This window comes from Mucilaginibacter panaciglaebae (assembly GCF_039539265.1).
Classification (GTDB): Bacteria; Bacteroidota; Bacteroidia; order Sphingobacteriales; family Sphingobacteriaceae; genus Mucilaginibacter; species Mucilaginibacter panaciglaebae.
Genome location: NZ_BAABCV010000002.1, coordinates 319,067 through 337,479, shown reverse-complemented (window position 1 = coordinate 337,479; position 18,413 = coordinate 319,067). Strand labels below are relative to the sequence as shown.

Genomic DNA, 18,413 nt, shown 5'->3' with positions numbered 1-18,413 from the left:
AGATGATAAAATTACTTTAACAGTTATAACCCATGCAGAGCTTTGTTAAAACTTAGCAGTACCTCAAAAAAAACGGGTGCTTTTTTTTAGAAAAGCGCCCGTTTTATATATACAGCGAGTGTGCGGTATTTATATTTTTATTATACGTGTTTCTTTTTTTGAAGTTTCATCAGGACGCTGTAATAACGTTGGTAATAACTTGATGATACCGATCATGGCACCGCCGATGAGGGCCATAGCTTTAAAGCCGAAATGTATAAAAGGCTTCATTACTTCCCAGTTGTGTTTCCAGGTATCGGTGTTGCGTTGAGGGCGATTATATTTTACAGGATGGTTTACCATAGCTATGTTGTTTATTTAACATTAAGCTATAATCGGGCCAATTATTGATAATACTATGCTACTTTCTTTTTTAATGTTATAACTGTAATTTCAGGCCAGATACCCAGTCGCCCGGAAAAAGCCAGGAAGCCGAAGCCGCGGTTAACGTACAAATATCGGCCTTGTTCATGTGCAAGGCCTGCCCAGTCGAGATAGCGGTATTGCACGGGGCTCCATCTGAAACCATCAACCTCGACACCAAATTGTGCTCCATGCGTATGGCCTGATAAGGTAAGCTGAATGTTTGCCGGGTTATAGCGTACCTGCTCCTCCCAATGGGTCGGGTCGTGCGATAGCAGGATCTTAAAGGCTTTCGGGTCGACGCCTTGCAGTGCTTTATCCAGATCGCCTAACTGTATAAACCCGCGGCCCCAGTTTTGTACACCAATGAGCGTTATTTTTTGACCGTTTTTTTCAATTTCCAGGTTTTCGTCCAGCAATAACCGATAGCCCAGATCTTTATGATGCTCTTTAAGCTTGTTCAGATTGACGGCCTTTTCAGCCTCGCTGTCCCAATGAATGTAGCCGCCATAGTCATGGTTGCCTAGAATAGAGAACTGCCCGTACGGGGCTTTTAACTGGCTGAAATTAGCTATGTATGGTTCAATCTCCCAGGCCGCGTTGTTTACCAGGTCGCCTGTGAAAACAAAGAGGTCGCTCTTTTGCGCTTTAGCCAGGTCTATACCTTTCTGTACAGCATGAATGTTATCAAAGCTACCGGAGTGGATATCTGATAGCTGCGTGATAGTGAAGCCGTCGAATGCCTCAGGCAGATCATCGAAGTAAATAGTTTGTTTATGTAAGCGATAATCATACTTACCGCGAAACATCGCATAGAAAAAGCCAAAGAACGGAAAGGCCGCCAGCAAAACAGCCAGCTCGCTGATAAACTGGCGCCGGGCGGGGATATAGTTCTTGCTTATTGAATCTTTATGTTTATTGATGGCATTAATAATGCCGGCTGCGGCGCGGCCTATATCGCTCAGAAACAACACCAGCACAAATACCAGTTTGGTAATAAAAAAGGTGATGAACAGGCTCAACATCCATTCGTGAAAAGGCAACATGCCCTTAGCTGTGCTGAAGCTGCCGAAGCCTACTAAAAAAATAACGGTAACACCAACCGAAGAAATCAGAAATCCCCGGCAAACAATATTACGTGCTATAGATGATCGCCAGTTGTTAGTCAAGGTGCGCAAGCCTTTAAACACATACCAGTCGAACAGGAAACTAATTGCCGCCAGTGTCAGGAAAATTCTGAGAAAACCACCTCTATGCATGTAATTATTAGATGAAACCGCAAGTTAGGAAAAAACAGCACGCTCAATCTCCCCCGGTGGAGGAGACTTTTAGCAATATGAATTTAAAAAATATTTAAAAGCCTTCCCTACCGGGGGAGTGGTGGAGCTGGTATTAATAACGATGGTAATTATCATAGTGGTGATCATCATGGCGATCATTGTGGTGGTCACGGTCACGGCTGTGCGGATCTTGCCAGTTGGGATCGTTTCTGTGTGCTCTGCGCTGGCGGTAATCCAGCGAGCAACTCGATATAGCTACCGATGTGAATAACAACAGGGTAACTAATTTTAAAGCTTGCTTTTTCATGGTAGTAATTTTATACCGGTGATATGATATAAAGACCATGCCAATATGAAAAGGTTTAATTTCTTTTGGCTAAACGCGATATGCCGATGAGCCCGAAACCAATGATCAGGAAGGTGATGAGCAGAAGCACAAAGTTAATGCCGATTTGCGCATAAGTGAGTTTATTACCGTCGATGAAACTGTAAGGGTAGTAGCCGGTAAACGTACCGCGTGTAATGATGTATATAAAATAAATGAAAGGATAAATGAGCCACGTAAAGGCTTTGCTCCAGGGCACGTTATCTTTGGTGATGAAGACTAACCAAAATATCACAAACATGGGCGGACTGATGGAATGAAACACTTCATCACAAAATCGGAACCACCCGTGTTGGGTATGCTCTTTGCGTAATATCAGCTGGTACACTACGCAAACAATAATGATATAAAGCGATAGCCCCCCCAATACTGAAGGCTTTGAAAAGAACCTGCCCCATTTAGATGCCGGCGCCAATAATAACAGGGTCAGCGACAGCGCAATGAGCAAGTTGTTTTGTATGGTAAAAAAGCTAAGCAACTGTACAATGGCTCCGCCGAAGGTGCGGCCCTCGGCCATATATTTTATGGTGGATATATAAAACTCAATGCCCAGTGCCAGCCACACCAAAATGGCCAGCACGGCCATGTAACTACTTTTTAGCTGTTGTTTCATGTTTTTTCTTTGAACGGCGATTAGGTTTTTTATCCATGACGGTTTGGTAGCCGGTTGTAATGGCATCCTGCAGCATGTCATCGCGCATATGATCAAGCTCAAAATAAGTAAAGCCGTGATGTGATCCCCATTTGTTGGGTACGGGATAGATAACCTTCGGATCAAAGCCGCAAAAAACCGATTGATCTATTAACGTGAGCATAATGTTCATGCGCCTGTCGGTTACTGACAGTGTGGCGAAAGTACGACCGTTGGCGCGGTACGCAGGCTTGCCCACGTGGTCGTATTCCTCGACTCCGGGCAGAGACAATACAAATTGTCGCGCTTGTTCAACAGTTACCATTTGTAATTATTGTAGCTAAATTATTAAAATTATGATTAAACCGATGATGTTGGATTTTAAAAGCTATACCTTTATTTATCGTCTTGAAGGCGATATCTACCAAAATAAAAATAATGATGACCGATAATCCAACCGGAGAAGTAACACTGCAGTATACGGATAGCGGCGTAGCGCTCATTAGTTTTTTTCATCCCGCGCAAAATTCATTGCCATCGGCTTTGCTCGAAGTGCTGGCCCGCAAAATTGAGCAGGCGGGTAACAACGGGCAAACCCGTGTTATAGTCCTGAAAAGCGGTGGCGACCGTACCTTTTGCGCCGGAGCCAGTTTTGATGAGTTATTGCAGATCAAAGACAAAGAAGCCGGTGCGCGGTTTTTTTCAGGCTTTGCCAATGTTATCAACGCCATGCGTAAATCGCCCAAAATTGTGGTAGCACGTGTACAGGGCAAAAGCGTAGGCGGTGGGGTAGGCCTGGCCGCGGCCGCCGACTATTGCCTGGCCACCGAAGCCGCCGCCATTAAATTAAGCGAACTGGCTATAGGTATTGGTCCGTTTGTGATAGAGCCGGCTGTGGTGCGTAAAATTGGTTTGCCGGCTTTTTCGCAATTGACTCTTCGTGCTACTGATTTTCAACCGGCACAATGGGCTAAAGAGAAAGGCCTTTATAATGAGGTTTATGCTGATATTAATGAATTAGATGCAGCGCTCGGTGCGCTTGGCGAAAAACTGGCGTCTTATAACCCCGCCGCTTTAGCCGAACTGAAAAAGATCTTATGGGAGGGCGCAATCGACTGGGATGAATTACTTAAAAGGCGTGCTGCCGTAAGTGGTGAATTGGTGCTGTCTGATTTTACCCAACAGGCTTTACAGGATTTCCTGGATAAAAAGTAAAAAAGAAGCCCCGCAATTGCGGGGCTTCTTTTTTAGTAATGTCTTCTTACTACAACAGTTCTATGTGGCCTGTAGTAATGGCTTCTGTAATATGAACGATGGGCAACAACTACCGGGCGACGTGTTACGATTACCGGACGATGTCTTACAATTACGGTACGATGAACCGGAGGATGTACTACAACAACCCTGCGTGGTGGCGGAGGAGGGGTACCAATACGTACACCAACTCTAACTTGTGCATTTGCGGCCTGGAAAGTAAAGGCTAATAATAGTGCTGCTATTGTTAATTTTAAAGTTTTCATGATATTCTATATGAACAATTTTAATAACGTTGTTCATGTATTTAAGACGATATCCGGGCCAGCAGGTTTAATGTGTTGTAGGTTTATGTTAGTTGTTGATCTATCTTTATCGATAATAAGAAGATTTACAGGTGATTATATTTTGTAACGAATAAGTGATAAAACAAGAGGCCTGCCCGATCTTAACCGGGCAGGCCTCTTGTTTATTATTGATATAAATTTAATAGTTCATGATAGCCACTACCGGGTAATGGTCTGATGGTGCTTTGCCGTTATAAGAGTTAGTTAAAATAGCATAGCGCTTAACGTCAAACTGCTTGGTTACAAAGATGTGGTCAATGCGGCTATCGGTCTTGGTGTTCAGGTTAAAGGCGTTGAACGAGCCATTGGTAGCCAGTTTGATGGGCGCCAGGTTATAACAATCCTGCAATACACCGGTGCTTAATACTTCTTTATAGCTTTCGTTATGCTGGTCGACGTTAAAGTCGCCGGTGAAGATGGTGGCTGCGTTGGCGGCCATTTCTTTGATTTTTTTCAACACCAGGTGCGCACTTTCTTTACGTGCTACAACACCAACGTGGTCCATGTGCAGGTTAAAGAAGTAAAATTTAAAACCGGTTTTAATATCCTGAAACTGCGCCCAGGTGCAAATGCGTGGTAAAACTGCATCCCAGCCTTTGTTTGGCCTGTCGGTAATGGTTGACAACCAGAAATTGCCTTGTTTTAAAATTTTAAACCGCGTGGTTTTGTAGAAGATTGCCGAATACTCGCCTTTTGTTTTACCGTCATCGCGGCCTATACCGATATATTTATAACCCGGTAAACTGTCGACCATATTCTCGAGCATATTATGCTTGCCCTCTTGCGTTCCAAAGATATCCAGGTCATTAAACTGTACAATTTTGCAGATAACGGGGTAACGGTCGCCCCAGCCATTGCCTTTTAATGAATCTTGCTTGTTATCATTGCGCAGGTTGTAAGTGCCGATATTTAACTGATGCTGACTAAATGCCGCGGCACTCAGAAATAAGCAGGCCAGTGCAGAATAGAGAAATTTTTTCATATATTTTTAATTGGTGGGCTAATATATGAAAAACATTAACAATCGATTGTTGAAGTGAAAAGCTTAACAGCGGGTTAATGTATCTACACTACGGGAAGGTGTCACTCCCGAGGCACCCGAAGAGTGAGCGTAGGGTTCCTTTGTATTTTCGCGTCCGATTCTTACTCATACGTCTTTAAACTATTTCTCAACAACCGCATTTCTTCCTGGATATCCTCAATACGCTGCAGCAGGTGCGTAATCGCTTCAATACCGGCAACGTTGATGTCCAGATCAAGGTGCAGGCGTATCATGCGTTCCAGCTTTCGCAGTTGATTTTTGGGGATGTAAGTGGTGTTGTCTACTACTTTGATTTCAACCAGACCTGCATCATGCAGATCGGCAATAAAGGAGTGCTCCAATTGGTGGAATACACAGAAATCTTTTGTCGTAATTATATGTTTCGTACTCATAACCCAATAATTTATGCTGATGATTTAGCCAGCTCTTCAAATAATTGCTTTTGCTTATTGGTAAGGTTAGTAGGTAATTGAATGTCGTAGGTGATAAACAGATCGCCAAATTCACCTTCTTTTTTATACACCGGTAAACCCTTGCCCTTTAGTTTAACCTTAGTGCTATTCTGCGTCTCCGGTTTTACTTTGACCTTAACTTTACCCGTCAGTGTTTCGACTGTTATTTCGCCGCCAAGGATAGCTGTGTACAGATCAAGTTTGGTAGTTGCATACAAATCAGCCCCCTTACGTTTGAACCGCGGATCGTCGGCCACTAAAAATTTAATATACAGGTCGCCTCCCGGTCCGCCATTAGCGCCCTGACCGCCATGGCCGGAAATTTTTATGGTTTGTCCGTTCTCGACACCAGCCGGAATAGTTATGCGGATGTTTTTGCCGTTAACGGTGAGCGTCTGTTTATGCGTTTCAGCGGCATCTTTTAAACTCAGATGCAGCTCGGCATTGTAATCCTGTCCACGATATTTCGTCTGTCGCCGACTTCCACTGCCGCCACCGCCGCCAAACATCGACTGAAAGAAATCGGAGAAATCGTCACCGCTTCCGAAGCCTTCAAAATCAAAGGCCTGACCACCACCGCCTCCATAACTGCGTTGCTGATGGGCTTGTTGTTGCCGTGCCTGCTCATAGGCCTCGCCATGCTGCCAGTTTTCGCCGTATTGGTCGTATTTCTTGCGTTTGTCGGGGTCGCTCAAAACCTCATTAGCCTCGTTTAGCTGCTGAAATTTTTTGTGCGCCTGCTCATCGTTAGGATTCAGGTCGGGGTGATATTTGCGCGCCAGCTTACGGTAAGCAGCCTTGATATCTTTCTCGGTAGCCGTTTTGCTGACGCCTAAAACTTCGTAGTAATCAATAAATGCCATGCTAAGGTATAATCGTAAAGACGCAATACTTTTCGTCTAAAGGTTAACCATAAAATTAGCGAATTGGTTTTACAAATTGCGATCAACGATACACCCGGTTGTCATTTCGACCAACGGGAGAAATCCATACATATTCAATTAAATATGGTATAAATATTCGTGCCGGTCGGATTTGTCTTATAATCAGAGTATCCTGCCGGCCCAGCTGAAAGCTTAATACATTTTAGGTCGAAGATAAACTTCGACCAGGAAAGACTATTGATGTAAAACGTGAATATCCTTGTATGGATTTCTCGCTATCGCTCGAAATGACAATTAAGTTATAAAATTGCCTACAAAAAATCAGTGGTCCGGGTATGCCGGCGTTTAATATAATTCCTGAAATCAAGCACTATGCCTGCAAAGAAGTAAACTATCAGCGGAAAGCCAACCGATAGAAAAGAAGTATAGATAAAAAACAGTCGGAGCTTTGATGTAGAGATATTAAAGCGCTCGCCCAGGTAAGTGCAAACTCCAAAGGAATTACGTTCAAAAAAAGTGAGTATTCGCTGTAACATATCTAAATTAAACTTGCTTTAGTATTTTATTACCAACGCTGCATTGCAGGCATTTCTTATAATTGCAGTAATAATTTTTTAATTCTAACAGAGCCTGCGACTCAAATGCCGAGCCGGCTTTTACCCCTAAACTGTCAAAATCGGCGATGATATTATTTTGCTCGCCGGGCAGGCTTTCCAGTAGTTTTAGGCTTCTGTCGATATAATATTGCTGCTGATTATATTTACCGTAACTGAACAAAAATAATGATAAAGTATTTAACAACAATAAATTAGCAGACGATTGCCCGATATTTTTTGAAGCAGGTTTCGATGGCTTGTCAAACTGGTAATGATCGTCCCAATATTGGTTAACCCGGATGTCTGTGAAAAGTTTTTGCAACAGCTTAACCTCTTTAATATCGAGTATTTTGGAGAATAAATGATTTGAATTGACCACCAGCGCAGCAAACTGCGCCAGCCGCACAGTCGGAAAATTCAAAGGGCGCATTCGCATAAATTTCCAGAGGTGGTTGTCGACAGGCGTGAGGCTGAACTTCTTGCCCAAGAAATCATATTCAGTTTTTAGCTTGCGCGGATATGCGTCCTGCAAGTCATCAGTCAGAAACCCGGCCTGCCCGAATATGAGCGCCTCAATTTGTAACGCGTTATTTTTATGCTTAGCCAGTATATTTTGCGGCAGCGATTTAGCCATGAGCTCAAAGGGCAGGGCGTTGGTTTTAAAACCGAAGTTAGCCGCCAGGAACTGGTAGAAAGTTTCCTCCCAGTCTCCCCGGTTAAGTTCAAGTGCTTTAATTACTGTTTCCGACTTCTTTTCCAACCGCTCAATCAGTATCCGCGTAAACCAGGTTTTCAGCGTAAAATCATCGAGCTTGCCGATGCTGCTTTCGCAAGGAATAACCGTTTGATTGCCGTAGACCAACTTATGATAGCGGCTATATAATTCTTCAGGAATGCGACCATTTAATTCGAGTGTCGGTATCGCGTGGCCATCGGTACCGCTTACCGGCTCATCATCTCTATAAACCACATGTAAGATCACGTTGTTGTAAGCATTGTCGGCGGTGTGGTTATGCTTTTTCCAGTCGGACGATGATAAATGCAGTTCGACATTCCCGGCCCACATCGTATCACCAATTTTGATGCGGGCATTACTGAAATCAGGTCCTGAGTCGGTGTTATGTAGTCCTGCCGAATGTACCTCGATTGCATCACCAGAAGTAGTACGCAAATCGGCGCGGTCAAACAGCCTGAATTTCCAGATATAGTGCAATAGGTCTTCGGTGAAAAGCATGAACTAAGATATTTAAAAAATATCAATAATTAATCACGTCATCCAAGCAGCATCGGATGACGTGTTGCTATATAACGATTGGTATAAATTTTTATAAATTCACCTCGATAACAATTATGCAAACCATCATACCTGCCACGCCCATTAAACCTCAAACTAAGGCTGACCGTATCCGCTCCATCATCGGCGGCTCATTGGGTAATTTGGTGGAGTGGTATGACTGGTATGCGTACTCGGCCTTCGCTTTGTATTTTGCGGGAACTTTCTTTCCGGAAGGCGATCAGACCGTACAACTGCTCAATGCTACGGGTGTATTTGCGGTAGGCTTTTTAATGCGGCCGATAGGCGGGTGGGTAATGGGTACTTATGCAGATAAGCACGGCCGAAAAGCCGCACTTACTTTGTCGGTTTTGATGATGAGTATAGGCTCCTTTATCATTGCTATAATACCAGGATATAAGCAAATAGGCGTGGCGGCGCCCATCATCCTGACACTGTCCCGCATGTTGCAAGGCATAAGCGTCGGCGGCGAGTATGGTACCAGTGCCACTTATTTAAGTGAGATGGCCGGCCGTAAGCATCGCGGGTTTTATTCGAGTTTTCAATATGTAACATTGATAGCAGGGCAGCTCATTGCACTGGGTGTGTTGGTGCTGCTGCAACAAGCCTTTTTAACTAATGCACAGCTATACACCTGGGGATGGCGCATTCCGTTTGCTATTGGTGCGGTGCTGGCCATATCCGTAATGTACCTGCGTCGCAGTTTGCAGGAGTCGGTTGTGCTCACCAATCATCATCAACCCATATCCACCCGGGGGACGATAAAAGAACTCGTCAAACATCCCAAAGCAGTGCTCACCGTGGTAGGCTTAACCATAGGCGGTACCGTAGCCTTTTACACTTTTACCACCTACATGCAAAAATTTCTGGTGATCACCTCCGGTTTTAGCAAAAGCCAGGCGACACTGATATCTGCCCTGACACTGGTTTTGTTTATGTTGCTACAGCCGCTGTTTGGTATGCTGTCTGATAAGATAGGTCGTAAACCTATGCTGATGGCTTTTGGCATAGGCGGCACCCTGGCAACAGTGCCAATTTTGGCCGCCCTGGGTCAGACCAGAGATTTCTGGACAGCCTTTACACTAATTATGGCAGCCTTGATCATTACCAGCGGATACACTTCTATCAATGCCGTAGTAAAAGCAGAGCTGTTCCCGGCGCATGTGCGGGCCTTAGGCGTAGGGTTTCCTTACGGATTAGCGGTATCGATATTTGGCGGTACGGCCGAGCCATTGGCGCTGGTCTTTAAGAATGAAAATCACCAGGAATGGTTTTACTGGTATGTAACCGCATGTGTGTTTTTGTCGCTGATAGTTTATATGGCAATGAAGGATACTAAGCGGCATTCAAAGATAGAAGATGTGTAAGCCGTGTGAGATTAAAAAGGGGCTTACACTAAACTCGACACCACATTAATGCTCAAAGCCACGATAGCTGTATTAAATGCAAAGGATATTACCGCATGAATCAAAGTTAATCTGCGTATCTGTTTTGAAGAAATCTCGATATCGGACACCTGGAATGTCATGCCGATAACAAATGAGAAGTAAACAAAATCCAGGTAGTCCGGATTTTTTTCATCACCCGGAAATTCGAGGCCTTTCAGCTTTTCGTTGGGCGCATCCTTGTCGGGGCTGTAATATAAATGCGCATAACGCATAGTAAACAGCGTATGCACCAGCCACCACGACACAATTACAGACGCCATACCCAGCAGAATATGTTCGGTAATTTGAGCATCGGAACCGCCTTTGGTCGATTTTAATAAAAACAATATCGCTCCTAAACTAACAAACGATGCTATGATGACGAACAGAAATATCAACGCCCGGCTCGAGTCCTGTAATTTGGCGATCTTGCGGATCTCGCTCGGGTGGGCGTTAAAGATGATTATCCAATCCAGTATAATCATGCACAAAGCCACGGCCACCCAGGTAATAAGTATAACCATAGGCCAGCTAAGATGCGTTCGCGTTATTAAAAATGCTACGATACCAATAACCAAGGAGATGAACGCACGATAGTGGGCATCAAACTTAAAAAAAGCGCTATTGGGAAGTTTGTTTATTTCGCGGAGTATTTTTTTTGCCATAGGTGTTATCAACAATGGGCAATATACAAACTATTCCTCGTCGACAATAAAAGCCACGCGACCAACTTGGCCATCATCCAGCCGCACCTTAATACCGCGCGAGTGGTAAGCCGCGCTGGTAAGGAGGTCTTTGACAATGCCTCGGGTTAATTTACCGCTGCGCTGATCTTTTTTAAGAATGATATCGACCTCAAGGCCGGGGTATATGTCTTTTCTGTTTTGTCCGTTCATGATCAAATGCAAAATGGGGCTGACATGCTGATGCTCCCGAAGCGTGAGGGTAAAGGCCTACGCTCACCCTTCGGGAGCCGCAGGGTGACAGTCGTTATCTGACTATTTTATCTCACCAACTCGCTCACCGCCTTATCTACTACATCAAACTTAAACTGGGCAGCCACTTTATTCATCGCCTCTGCGATCTGCGCATTGCCTAAATTACCTATGCTGCCTTCATGGGTATGATTAACCGTTTTGTCAGGGTTAAACTCGCCTTTTTCAATAGCTAATCCCACTTGTTTGTAAGCATCGCGGAATGGTGTGCCATTCAGCACCTGGCGGTTAACCTCTTCAACGCTGAACAGGTAGGCATATTTAGGGTCGTTCAAAATGTTAGTATTTACACTTATGTTTTGCAACATGAAAGTGGCCATGTGCAGGCAGTCTTTAATCTCGGCAAAGGCCGGGAACAGCAGCTCTTTTAATAACTGCATTTCGCGGTGATAGCCTGACGGTAAATTAGTAGTCATCATGGCTACATCGGTCGGCAGTGCCTGTAAGCGATTACATTTACCGCGCATAATCTCCCAAACATCAGGGTTCTTTTTATGCGGCATAATGCTGCTGCCGGTGGTCAATGCATCCGGGTAGCTGACAAAAGCAAAGTTCTGGCTTAGGTAGAGTGCTTGGTCCATAGCCATTTTGCCTAATGTCGCAGCGATGGATGATAGTGCCTGCGCAAGGATACGCTCGGTTTTGCCACGCCCCATTTGTGCGTAAACCACGTTATAGTTCAGGCTTTCAAAACCCAATAGTTCAGTGGTCATAGTGCGGTTTAACGGGAACGATGATCCATATCCCGCAGCCGATCCTAAGGGGTTTTTATTGGTGATTTTATAAGCTGCTAAAAGCAGTTCAAGGTCGTCTACCAGGCTTTCGGCATAAGCACCAAACCAAAGGCCGAATGACGATGGCATAGCCACCTGCAAATGCGTATAGCCGGGCAATAAAACGTCTTTATGTTTTTCGCTGAGCGTAATTAGTTGCTTGAAAAGCGTTTGGGTTTCTTCGACAACCTGCTGCAATTCGTGCCTGAAGAATAGTTTCAGGTCTACCAGCACCTGATCATTACGCGAGCGGCCGCTATGGATCTTTTTACCGGCGTCGCCGATGCGCTGAGTAAGCAATAGTTCTACTTGCGAGTGCACGTCTTCAACACCTGCTTCAATAGTAAAATTACCTTTTTGTATATCGGCATAAATGTTTTTGAGTTCGCGCTGTACCAGGTCCAGGTCTTCGGCGCTCATTAGTCCGATGCTTTCCAGCATCCGCGTATGTGCCAGCGATCCCAACACGTCAAATGCAGCCATCTGCGCATCAAACTCGGTGTCCCTGCCAACGGTAAACCTTTCTACCAGCTCATTAACATTGGTGGTTTTTTGCCATAACTTACTCATGCTGCAAATATGCTAAATATTTTGATGACGGTAGCTTATTACTTATTGCTTGCCTAGCGGTCATTCACCGCTAAGACTTTGTTCTTTTCCTTGATGAAAAGAACCAAAAATCAAGTCATCCGGAACGCTTCTTTGCGCTCATGGGCCTTTGCCCGGCAAATCAGGTAAAACCTGGGCAGGGGCCTGTTGCCTCCGGTTGTCGCACTTGGCCAGTGCTTCAGGCAACATTCCCGACAGCCCCACTGGGGCCGACATTGTTTTACCTGCTTTCATCCGAAGCCCTCCGGCTGACGTAAATGCAATCATTATACATCTTGCTCATTTTATACATTCAAAAAAGCGGGCAAAGGCCGGCCAATCCACCGGGCCGGGAGTCTGGCCTTGCGGGCGGAAGCGATTGGATTGGCTTGATGTTTGGTTACTTTGCATCTAAGGTAAAGTAACTAGGCCTCCGCGGCCATGAGCGGTATACGAGCGATAGGTAAACCGTTAAATAGGTTTGAAGATTGCTTTGTTCGTCACAATGAGGTAGTTATTATACATAAAAAATCGTAAATCAAACCATCTGTTCCAGCATTTTCACATACAGCTCAATGCCCTCCCTGATCTCATCAACATACACAAACTCATCAGCCATGTGTGAGCGGGCGGAATCGCCGGGGCCTACTTTGATGGATTGAATATCTAATAATGATTGATCTGAGGTAGTCGGCGAGCCGTAGGTAGTTCTGCCAAGTGCTATGCCGGCCTGTACTATCGGGTGGTCGCGGTCTATAGACGACGGCTTAAGGCGGATGGAGCGCGGATTCACATCGCAGCCCACATGCTGACGGATGATCTCCAAAACTTCTTCATTACGATAAGCATCCGTTACGCGTACATCAACCACAAAATTACAACTTGCCGGAACCACATTGTGCTGCGAGCCGGCGTTGATAACGGTTACTGAAATTTTGATAGGCCCGAACACATCGCTTTCCTTCGGGAACTTAAAGGTGCGGAACCATTCGATATCCTTCATAGCTTTATAGATGGCGTTGTCGCCCTCTTCGCGGGCGGCGTGGCCTGCTTTGCCATGAGCTACACAATCCAGCACCATCAGTCCGCGCTCTGCTATGGCCAGTTGCATTTGGGTAGGCTCGCCAACTATGCCGAAACTTAGTTCGCCCAGCTCCGGTATGATCAACTCCAAACCATTGACCCCTGAGATCTCTTCCTCGGCCGTAGTGGCCAGGCAAAAGTTATATTTAAGGTCGGTACGCTCATAAAAATACAAAAACACGGCAATCAGCGACACCAGGCACCCACCTGCATCGTTACTGCCTAAACCAAATAGCTTGCCGTCTTCGGTCACGGCATCAAACGGATCGCGGCAATAACCTGAGTTAGGTTTTACAGTGTCGTGGTGCGAATTAAGCAAGATGGTAGGCTTTTTTGCATCAAAATGCTTGTTGCGGGCCCAAAGGTTATTCAGTTTGCGGTTAGGCGTAATACCATGCGTTTTCAGGAAATTTTCAATCAGGTCGGCAGTACGGTCTTCCTCTTTGCTAAAAGACGGAATGGAGATCAATTGCTGCAAAAGCTGTATAGCCTGCTGGTATAGCGTGTTAATGTCGTTCATAAAAGTGGATGAGCAAAATTACAATTTTTGTACAAGCAAATCTTAGTCTTTAGGTGGCAAAAGACATTAGGTTTATATTAAATTTCATCCCGTAACAGATAAAATACATTAAGCAAACAGATTTTTAGGCGTCTCAATAAAGTGTGGGCGGCGCAGACTTAAGCCCAACACTTCATTTAGTCGTTTTACAGTATAGTCGGCCAATACGGGCGAGTACTGCTCGTCATGCTGGTGCATAAAAAACCAGACGCTTTGCAAACCCAAGTCGCGCCATTGTTTAATGCGCTCAACCCAGGAGTCTACACGTGCATAATCGCCGGGAGTAAGGCCATTACCCACATAGCGGATAAAGGCATGAGGCGTAGGCAAGTTCATGTGCAAGCAATCCCGCCGGCCGGAAGCATCTGTAATTACAGCCCCGATATTCAAATCGCGCAGCAAATTAAAAAGAGCGACGCGTATTTCGGCATTGGCATACCATTCTTTATGGCGTACTTCTACATATACCGGTACGTCGGTTGGTAAATGCTCTAAATACGCTTTCAATTCGGGGAAACTTTTCGGTGTGAAATTATCGCTTAACTGCAAAAACAGCGGGCCCAACTTTTCGCCAAAGGCACTGATGCCTTCATAAAAAGCAGTAGTAACCTCCTCCGCATTTTTAAGGCGTTTTATATGGCTGATGCTTTGCGAAAACTTAGGGCAAAATTTAAAGTTGGGGTTGCTGCCGGCCTTTTCCTTCCATTTAGCTATGGTAGCGGGCGGATAAGTATTATAAAATGTGGCGTTAAGCTCAATACAGTCAAAATGTTTTACATATTCGTCTAGAAAGTTGGCGTCTTTAGTTTTAGGCGGATAGATCTGCCCCACCCATTCTTTACGCCCCCATTTAGCGCAACCCACGTGTACCTGCATTGGCTCACTGCTCTTTGCTGCAGCAAGTGTAGCAAAGGTAAGGGGGGAGTCGAGTGGGAGGGCGAAATCAATATTTGCTAATTCTTCAGGGCTAACTTTGCCAAATTCCATAGTGTTGTGTGTTAAATATTGACGACATTCATCGTTGTAACAAATTTAAAATAATAAACGTTGAACCCACCAGCCGCCATATATTTATATTACCAAATATTCCGGGAACTATGACAGCTTCTATCTCATGGTATTTTATGTTTTTATTGCTTTTGGCAATGCTGTTTGGAGCTTGCCATGACAGTAAAAAGACATATATGAGCGATTGCGATGCGCATATGATGTTTAAAAAGGTAAGCTACGGACATTTAATGGACAGCTTGAAATATTACGACAAAAAATATATTGAAGTGGTTGGTAAATATGAGGAGGGAAAAGAAGAGTCGGCTTTGTTTAATGACAACCTTTATATTTTAAAGCCAAATACAGCACTTTGGGTAAACTTTAGCCAGGATTGCCCTTTATACCTGTCGGGCACGCATAAGGGTTTTTTTCAGTTAGACGGCGGGGGATATGCGCATATCAAAAATAAAAAGATCCGCATTCGGGGCAGGCTTGACCTGAAAAATCGCGGTTACCAGAAACAATACAAAGGCTGTATTGATCATGTCAGCTTTATCGAACTTTAATTCAGGATATTCTGTTAAATAGAAACTTGCAAGCCGTCATAAGCTAATTTGATGCCTGGCGGAAGTTCTTGTTCAACATCGGCGTGTTTGCCTAAACGGTGGCTGATATGGGTAAAGTAGGTGGTTTCAGCACCAATATCCTGCGCAAAATCAATAGCCTCTTCCAGCGTGAAATGTGATATGTGGCTTTGCGTTTGCAAGGCGTTGATGACTAATATTTTTGTGCCTTTGATCTTTTCTTTTTCCTCCGGCGATACTGTTTTGGCATCGGTGATGTACGTGAAATCATTGATGCGGAAACCCAGCACCGGTAGTTTATAATGCAAAACTTCAATAGGGATAAAATGTATGCTGCCGATGTCGAAAGGTTCCAGACCGATAGGGTGAATATTAACCTGCGGAATACCCGGGTATTTAAACTCGGCAAATACATACGGGAACTCACGCATCAGCGCCGCTTGTACACGGGCATCGGCATAAATATTCATGGGTTCCTGCTGCTTGAAGTTGAAGGCACGGATATCGTCCATACCGGCAACATGGTCTTTATGCTCGTGCGTGTAAACCACTGCATCGAGCCGCTGTACATTGGCCCGAAGCATTTGGTACCTGAAATCGGGGCCCGAATCAATCGCGACGGTTCTATCTCCGGCTTCAATGAGTATGGAAGAACGCAGTCTGTTGTCGCGCGGATCTGAAGAAGTACATACTTCGCAGCCGCACGCAATTACAGGTACGCCCTGCGAGGTGCCGGTGCCTAAAAAAGTTACGATCACAGTTGCAGCTTGGTTTGTTTTAGTTGTTGTAAAAAGGTGATCTGTTTATCGTCAAGCAGGTTATGATCTACTTCCAACTCGCGTAACAGCTCAGCCAGCGACAGGATCTTGCTCTCCAGATTAGAAAAACGGTTCACCACGATCATCCTGCTGTTAAGCAAAAGGCATGCCCCCGTTTTGAAGTTACCCTTCTCATAACGCACCTTATAACCCGCCGATTTTAACAGCATTTCTATTTTCTCGAGCGTATGCGTTGTAAAGGTGAGCATTTTTCAAAAGTAAGGATATTGAGGGAAGGAAAAAGCCTGATTTGAAAATAGCGTAGTTGTGACGGAGTTACCTCCAGTTGGTCGTTTTAATTATGTGATTTAGCTTTGAAAATATAGCCTGCAAACCAAAAGTTCCTCTGCCTCCATAGTCAGCAATGGTTTTAAGGCTATTATCGGCAAATTTTATAGTAATGCCATAATGGTTCTGGTCAGTGTAGTGACTAGCATATTTGCCGTTTAGTTTTTTGATGTCAATGTAATTGATGAGGCCATAAATATCTTTCAGCTCATCAGTTTTTATCTTACTCCTATAAATTCCTGCATCTCCCTGAGGATTGCGGGAACGTTTTTCTTTTGTAAGGATATAACCCGCATGAGGCCGGTTCACGGTATAAGCTGCCTTTTTGTTTTTTTTAATTATTAAAACATTGTCTGGTCGACCATTTGGAGATGCCCATGACGAGCTACAGGTTATTGATTCTATAGTATAATGTGCAGGGTTTTTATTAAGCTCAACAAAACTGCCAAATTGATAAGATAGCGTATCGGTACGCGGTATACTTTGGCGAATATCATGGGTTTCTTTTAAGCCGTGAAAAACCACATAAGGTTTATTATCTATCCTGATAACATCAATGCTTTCGCCTTCGGTGCTATAGTTGATCTGTGATAGCTGGTAAGCAGTATCACTTTTAGCCATCACCACAAAATTGAAGGTTTGATAACCACCGGTTTCAGTTACTACCAGGTCAGTTTTATTGTCATTATTGAGGTCTGTCTTTAGCCAGTTTTTAACTTGCCATTTTGAGTCGACACCGCTGTAATAATAGTTAAACAGCATGGGGCTGACAAACGCTTTGACATCGGTAGCGTTAGTCAGGCTGTCTATTTTATTGGCGTAACCGCTGATAACGGCAAACAGCAGGCAAATTACAACAAACAGCTTTTTCATAGCAATACCGGTTCAGAATTGGTATACTAATTTCGCTATAAAAAACTGTCCTTCAAAAAAATAAATCGCCTATCTCAAATCAACCACCTCAACGCCCGGATGCGCTTTAGTGTCGAAAGTAAAAGTGCTGGCCGGTGCGTTGGCAATAGCAGCGAAGCTGCGCAGCGTATAGTTATAGTGGGCGCCGCTTTTGTCAAATACCAGTGCGCTATAGATCTGTTTCTTTACCTTATCAATTTGCAGCCTGATCTTGAAGAATTGGCTTTTATCGTCCTCTGGCGATAGTTCTATAACCTGGTAGGTTTTACCGCCGGATTTTTGATCGCCACTGTAATAATATTTATAACCATGCTCATAAATACTGAATATTTTGGCGGGGTTAAAGCTTTGATCGCTGTTGTCAGCCCCGGTTAATTGAACTTCTTTGTCTTTTTTCAGGTAGGTCCATTGACTTTTACCGTCGCTGATAATTTCCTGTTCAACATCGCTCTGACTGCCGGCGGTATAAACCGTAACCTTATATTTATTGGTCTTTGATTGCGTGATCAACGTACCGTAACGGGTTGCTTTCATCCCCGCGCGTGGGTTTTCTATAGTAAAGGTGAAATTGCTTTTAACAACATTGTACGAACGATATTTCTGGCTCACCTGGTTTAGTATAGTTTTGGCCGCCGCATCTTTTTGGGCAAAGGCTTGGGTAGCGGTAAGTAAGAATAGGGTATAGAATAATAGCTTTTTCATATATAGTGTCAGACTTGTTATAGTCGAAAACGTTTAGTGAGATGTTTGGTTTTCGTGTTGATGTCATTGCGAGCGTAGCGCGGCAATCGCCAACTATGCAATCCTGCGATTGCTTCGTCGTTCCTCC

At 44.4% G+C, this 18,413-nt stretch carries 23 protein-coding genes; 3 read left to right on the top strand and 20 right to left on the bottom strand.

All coding sequences use genetic code 11. The features are described from left to right. Nucleotides 1-129 precede the first annotated feature (129 nt). The 5 genes from ABD772_RS03850 to ABD772_RS03830 form a co-directional block, all read right to left on the bottom strand. A complete protein-coding gene (locus ABD772_RS03850) occupies nt 130-342 on the bottom strand; it encodes a hypothetical protein (protein ID WP_345101118.1) in 213 nt (70 codons plus the stop codon). A 53-nt stretch (nt 343-395) separates the two neighbouring features. Continuing rightward, nucleotides 396-1,661 carry a metallophosphoesterase gene (locus ABD772_RS03845; RefSeq protein ID WP_345101117.1) on the bottom strand — a complete coding sequence of 422 codons (1,266 nt, stop codon included), beginning with the start codon at nt 1,659-1,661 and terminating at the stop codon, nt 396-398. Between the two features lie 133 nt (nt 1,662-1,794). Continuing rightward, nucleotides 1,795-1,989 carry a hypothetical protein gene (locus ABD772_RS03840; protein ID WP_345101116.1) on the bottom strand — a complete coding sequence of 65 codons (195 nt, stop codon included), beginning with the start codon at nt 1,987-1,989 and terminating at the stop codon, nt 1,795-1,797. Nucleotides 1,990-2,044: 55 nt separating this feature from the next. After that, on the bottom strand, nt 2,045-2,680 hold the full coding sequence (locus ABD772_RS03835) for a Pr6Pr family membrane protein (protein ID WP_345101115.1): 636 nt from the start codon (nt 2,678-2,680) through the stop codon (nt 2,045-2,047). Continuing rightward, nucleotides 2,658-3,023 (bottom strand): MmcQ/YjbR family DNA-binding protein, encoded by a 366-nt coding sequence (locus tag ABD772_RS03830; RefSeq protein ID WP_345101114.1) that lies wholly within the window; start codon nt 3,021-3,023, stop codon nt 2,658-2,660. The genes ABD772_RS03835 and ABD772_RS03830 overlap by 23 nt, the downstream gene beginning before the upstream one ends. Before the next feature lie 113 nt (nt 3,024-3,136). Between ABD772_RS03830 and ABD772_RS03825 the strand changes: the two genes are divergently transcribed. Then, nucleotides 3,137-3,913 carry an enoyl-CoA hydratase/isomerase family protein gene (locus ABD772_RS03825; protein ID WP_345101113.1) on the top strand — a complete coding sequence of 259 codons (777 nt, stop codon included), beginning with the start codon at nt 3,137-3,139 and terminating at the stop codon, nt 3,911-3,913. A 32-nt stretch (nt 3,914-3,945) separates the two neighbouring features. Here ABD772_RS03825 and ABD772_RS03820 read toward each other — a convergent pair whose 3' ends face one another. The 6 genes from ABD772_RS03820 to ABD772_RS03795 all read right to left on the bottom strand — a co-directional run bounded on the left by ABD772_RS03820 (nt 3,946) and on the right by ABD772_RS03795 (nt 8,507). Continuing rightward, entirely contained in the window at nt 3,946-4,218 is a 273-nt protein-coding gene (locus ABD772_RS03820) for a hypothetical protein (RefSeq protein WP_345101112.1), read from the bottom strand. Nucleotides 4,219-4,438: 220 nt separating this feature from the next. Further along, entirely contained in the window at nt 4,439-5,281 is an 843-nt protein-coding gene (locus ABD772_RS03815; protein ID WP_345101111.1) for an endonuclease/exonuclease/phosphatase family protein, read from the bottom strand. 161 nt (nt 5,282-5,442) lie between these two features. Then, nucleotides 5,443-5,733: a chaperone modulator CbpM gene (locus tag ABD772_RS03810; protein ID WP_345101110.1), complete on the bottom strand. Its 291-nt coding sequence runs from the start codon at nt 5,731-5,733 to the stop codon at nt 5,443-5,445. Nucleotides 5,734-5,744: 11 nt separating this feature from the next. Continuing rightward, on the bottom strand, nt 5,745-6,656 hold the full coding sequence (locus tag ABD772_RS03805; protein ID WP_345101109.1) for a DnaJ C-terminal domain-containing protein: 912 nt from the start codon (nt 6,654-6,656) through the stop codon (nt 5,745-5,747). Nucleotides 6,657-6,988: 332 nt separating this feature from the next. After that, on the bottom strand, nt 6,989-7,213 hold the full coding sequence (locus ABD772_RS03800; protein WP_345101108.1) for a PspC domain-containing protein: 225 nt from the start codon (nt 7,211-7,213) through the stop codon (nt 6,989-6,991). 7 nt (nt 7,214-7,220) lie between these two features. Beyond that, nucleotides 7,221-8,507 carry a DUF2851 family protein gene (locus tag ABD772_RS03795; protein WP_345101107.1) on the bottom strand — a complete coding sequence of 429 codons (1,287 nt, stop codon included), beginning with the start codon at nt 8,505-8,507 and terminating at the stop codon, nt 7,221-7,223. A 116-nt stretch (nt 8,508-8,623) separates the two neighbouring features. Between ABD772_RS03795 and ABD772_RS03790 the strand changes: the two genes are divergently transcribed. Further along, the gene (locus ABD772_RS03790; protein ID WP_345101106.1) at nt 8,624-9,934 is read left to right on the top strand and encodes an MFS transporter; all 1,311 of its coding nucleotides are present in this window, start codon (nt 8,624-8,626) and stop codon (nt 9,932-9,934) included. Between the two features lie 23 nt (nt 9,935-9,957). On the opposite strand, the gene ABD772_RS03785 is transcribed toward ABD772_RS03790, so the two are convergent. The 5 genes from ABD772_RS03785 to ABD772_RS03765 all read right to left on the bottom strand — a co-directional run bounded on the left by ABD772_RS03785 (nt 9,958) and on the right by ABD772_RS03765 (nt 14,979). Beyond that, nucleotides 9,958-10,659, bottom strand: a complete 702-nt coding sequence (locus ABD772_RS03785) for a DUF1345 domain-containing protein (RefSeq protein WP_345101105.1) — start codon at nt 10,657-10,659, stop codon at nt 9,958-9,960. 30 nt (nt 10,660-10,689) lie between these two features. After that, nucleotides 10,690-10,890: a YwbE family protein gene (locus tag ABD772_RS03780; RefSeq protein WP_345101104.1), complete on the bottom strand. Its 201-nt coding sequence runs from the start codon at nt 10,888-10,890 to the stop codon at nt 10,690-10,692. Between the two features lie 107 nt (nt 10,891-10,997). Next, the gene (gene argH, locus ABD772_RS03775) at nt 10,998-12,332 is read right to left on the bottom strand and encodes an argininosuccinate lyase (protein ID WP_345101103.1); all 1,335 of its coding nucleotides are present in this window, start codon (nt 12,330-12,332) and stop codon (nt 10,998-11,000) included. 556 nt (nt 12,333-12,888) lie between these two features. After that, complete coding sequence (locus tag ABD772_RS03770; RefSeq protein ID WP_345101102.1) at nt 12,889-13,953, bottom strand: M20 family metallo-hydrolase; 1,065 nt, start codon at nt 13,951-13,953, stop codon at nt 12,889-12,891. Nucleotides 13,954-14,061: 108 nt separating this feature from the next. After that, nucleotides 14,062-14,979, bottom strand: a complete 918-nt coding sequence (locus ABD772_RS03765; RefSeq protein WP_345101101.1) for a DUF72 domain-containing protein — start codon at nt 14,977-14,979, stop codon at nt 14,062-14,064. A 110-nt stretch (nt 14,980-15,089) separates the two neighbouring features. On the opposite strand from ABD772_RS03765, the gene ABD772_RS03760 reads away from it, so the two are divergent. Beyond that, complete coding sequence (locus tag ABD772_RS03760) at nt 15,090-15,548, top strand: hypothetical protein (RefSeq protein WP_345101100.1); 459 nt, start codon at nt 15,090-15,092, stop codon at nt 15,546-15,548. A gap of 14 nt (nt 15,549-15,562) precedes the next feature. Here ABD772_RS03760 and ABD772_RS03755 read toward each other — a convergent pair whose 3' ends face one another. From ABD772_RS03755 to lolA1, 4 genes are all read right to left on the bottom strand, one after another. Continuing rightward, nucleotides 15,563-16,324, bottom strand: coding sequence for an MBL fold metallo-hydrolase (locus tag ABD772_RS03755; RefSeq protein ID WP_345101099.1), 762 nt, complete (start codon nt 16,322-16,324; stop codon nt 15,563-15,565). Next, entirely contained in the window at nt 16,321-16,593 is a 273-nt protein-coding gene (locus ABD772_RS03750; protein ID WP_345101098.1) for a hypothetical protein, read from the bottom strand. The genes ABD772_RS03755 and ABD772_RS03750 overlap by 4 nt, the downstream gene beginning before the upstream one ends. Before the next feature lie 67 nt (nt 16,594-16,660). Next, nucleotides 16,661-17,545: a DUF6438 domain-containing protein gene (locus ABD772_RS03745; RefSeq protein WP_345101097.1), complete on the bottom strand. Its 885-nt coding sequence runs from the start codon at nt 17,543-17,545 to the stop codon at nt 16,661-16,663. Between the two features lie 69 nt (nt 17,546-17,614). Next, complete coding sequence (lolA1, locus tag ABD772_RS03740) at nt 17,615-18,286, bottom strand: outer membrane lipoprotein periplasmic chaperone LolA1 (protein WP_345101096.1); 672 nt, start codon at nt 18,284-18,286, stop codon at nt 17,615-17,617. Nucleotides 18,287-18,413: the final 127 nt, after the last annotated feature.

Coding starts and splice junctions, on each gene's coding strand:
- ABD772_RS03850 (WP_345101118.1), bottom strand. CDS start 342: ATGGTAAACCATCCTGTAAAATATAATCGCCCTCAACGCAACACCGAT.
- ABD772_RS03845 (WP_345101117.1), bottom strand. CDS start 1,661: ATGCATAGAGGTGGTTTTCTCAGAATTTTCCTGACACTGGCGGCAATT.
- ABD772_RS03840 (WP_345101116.1), bottom strand. CDS start 1,989: ATGAAAAAGCAAGCTTTAAAATTAGTTACCCTGTTGTTATTCACATCG.
- ABD772_RS03835 (WP_345101115.1), bottom strand. CDS start 2,680: ATGAAACAACAGCTAAAAAGTAGTTACATGGCCGTGCTGGCCATTTTG.
- ABD772_RS03830 (WP_345101114.1), bottom strand. CDS start 3,023: ATGGTAACTGTTGAACAAGCGCGACAATTTGTATTGTCTCTGCCCGGA.
- ABD772_RS03825 (WP_345101113.1), top strand. CDS start 3,137: ATGATGACCGATAATCCAACCGGAGAAGTAACACTGCAGTATACGGAT.
- ABD772_RS03820 (WP_345101112.1), bottom strand. CDS start 4,218: ATGAAAACTTTAAAATTAACAATAGCAGCACTATTATTAGCCTTTACT.
- ABD772_RS03815 (WP_345101111.1), bottom strand. CDS start 5,281: ATGAAAAAATTTCTCTATTCTGCACTGGCCTGCTTATTTCTGAGTGCC.
- ABD772_RS03810 (WP_345101110.1), bottom strand. CDS start 5,733: ATGAGTACGAAACATATAATTACGACAAAAGATTTCTGTGTATTCCAC.
- ABD772_RS03805 (WP_345101109.1), bottom strand. CDS start 6,656: ATGGCATTTATTGATTACTACGAAGTTTTAGGCGTCAGCAAAACGGCT.
- ABD772_RS03800 (WP_345101108.1), bottom strand. CDS start 7,213: ATGTTACAGCGAATACTCACTTTTTTTGAACGTAATTCCTTTGGAGTT.
- ABD772_RS03795 (WP_345101107.1), bottom strand. CDS start 8,507: ATGCTTTTCACCGAAGACCTATTGCACTATATCTGGAAATTCAGGCTG.
- ABD772_RS03790 (WP_345101106.1), top strand. CDS start 8,624: ATGCAAACCATCATACCTGCCACGCCCATTAAACCTCAAACTAAGGCT.
- ABD772_RS03785 (WP_345101105.1), bottom strand. CDS start 10,659: ATGGCAAAAAAAATACTCCGCGAAATAAACAAACTTCCCAATAGCGCT.
- ABD772_RS03780 (WP_345101104.1), bottom strand. CDS start 10,890: ATGAACGGACAAAACAGAAAAGACATATACCCCGGCCTTGAGGTCGAT.
- argH (WP_345101103.1), bottom strand. CDS start 12,332: ATGAGTAAGTTATGGCAAAAAACCACCAATGTTAATGAGCTGGTAGAA.
- ABD772_RS03770 (WP_345101102.1), bottom strand. CDS start 13,953: ATGAACGACATTAACACGCTATACCAGCAGGCTATACAGCTTTTGCAG.
- ABD772_RS03765 (WP_345101101.1), bottom strand. CDS start 14,979: ATGGAATTTGGCAAAGTTAGCCCTGAAGAATTAGCAAATATTGATTTC.
- ABD772_RS03760 (WP_345101100.1), top strand. CDS start 15,090: ATGACAGCTTCTATCTCATGGTATTTTATGTTTTTATTGCTTTTGGCA.
- ABD772_RS03750 (WP_345101098.1), bottom strand. CDS start 16,593: ATGCTCACCTTTACAACGCATACGCTCGAGAAAATAGAAATGCTGTTA.
- ABD772_RS03745 (WP_345101097.1), bottom strand. CDS start 17,545: ATGAAAAAGCTGTTTGTTGTAATTTGCCTGCTGTTTGCCGTTATCAGC.
- lolA1 (WP_345101096.1), bottom strand. CDS start 18,286: ATGAAAAAGCTATTATTCTATACCCTATTCTTACTTACCGCTACCCAA.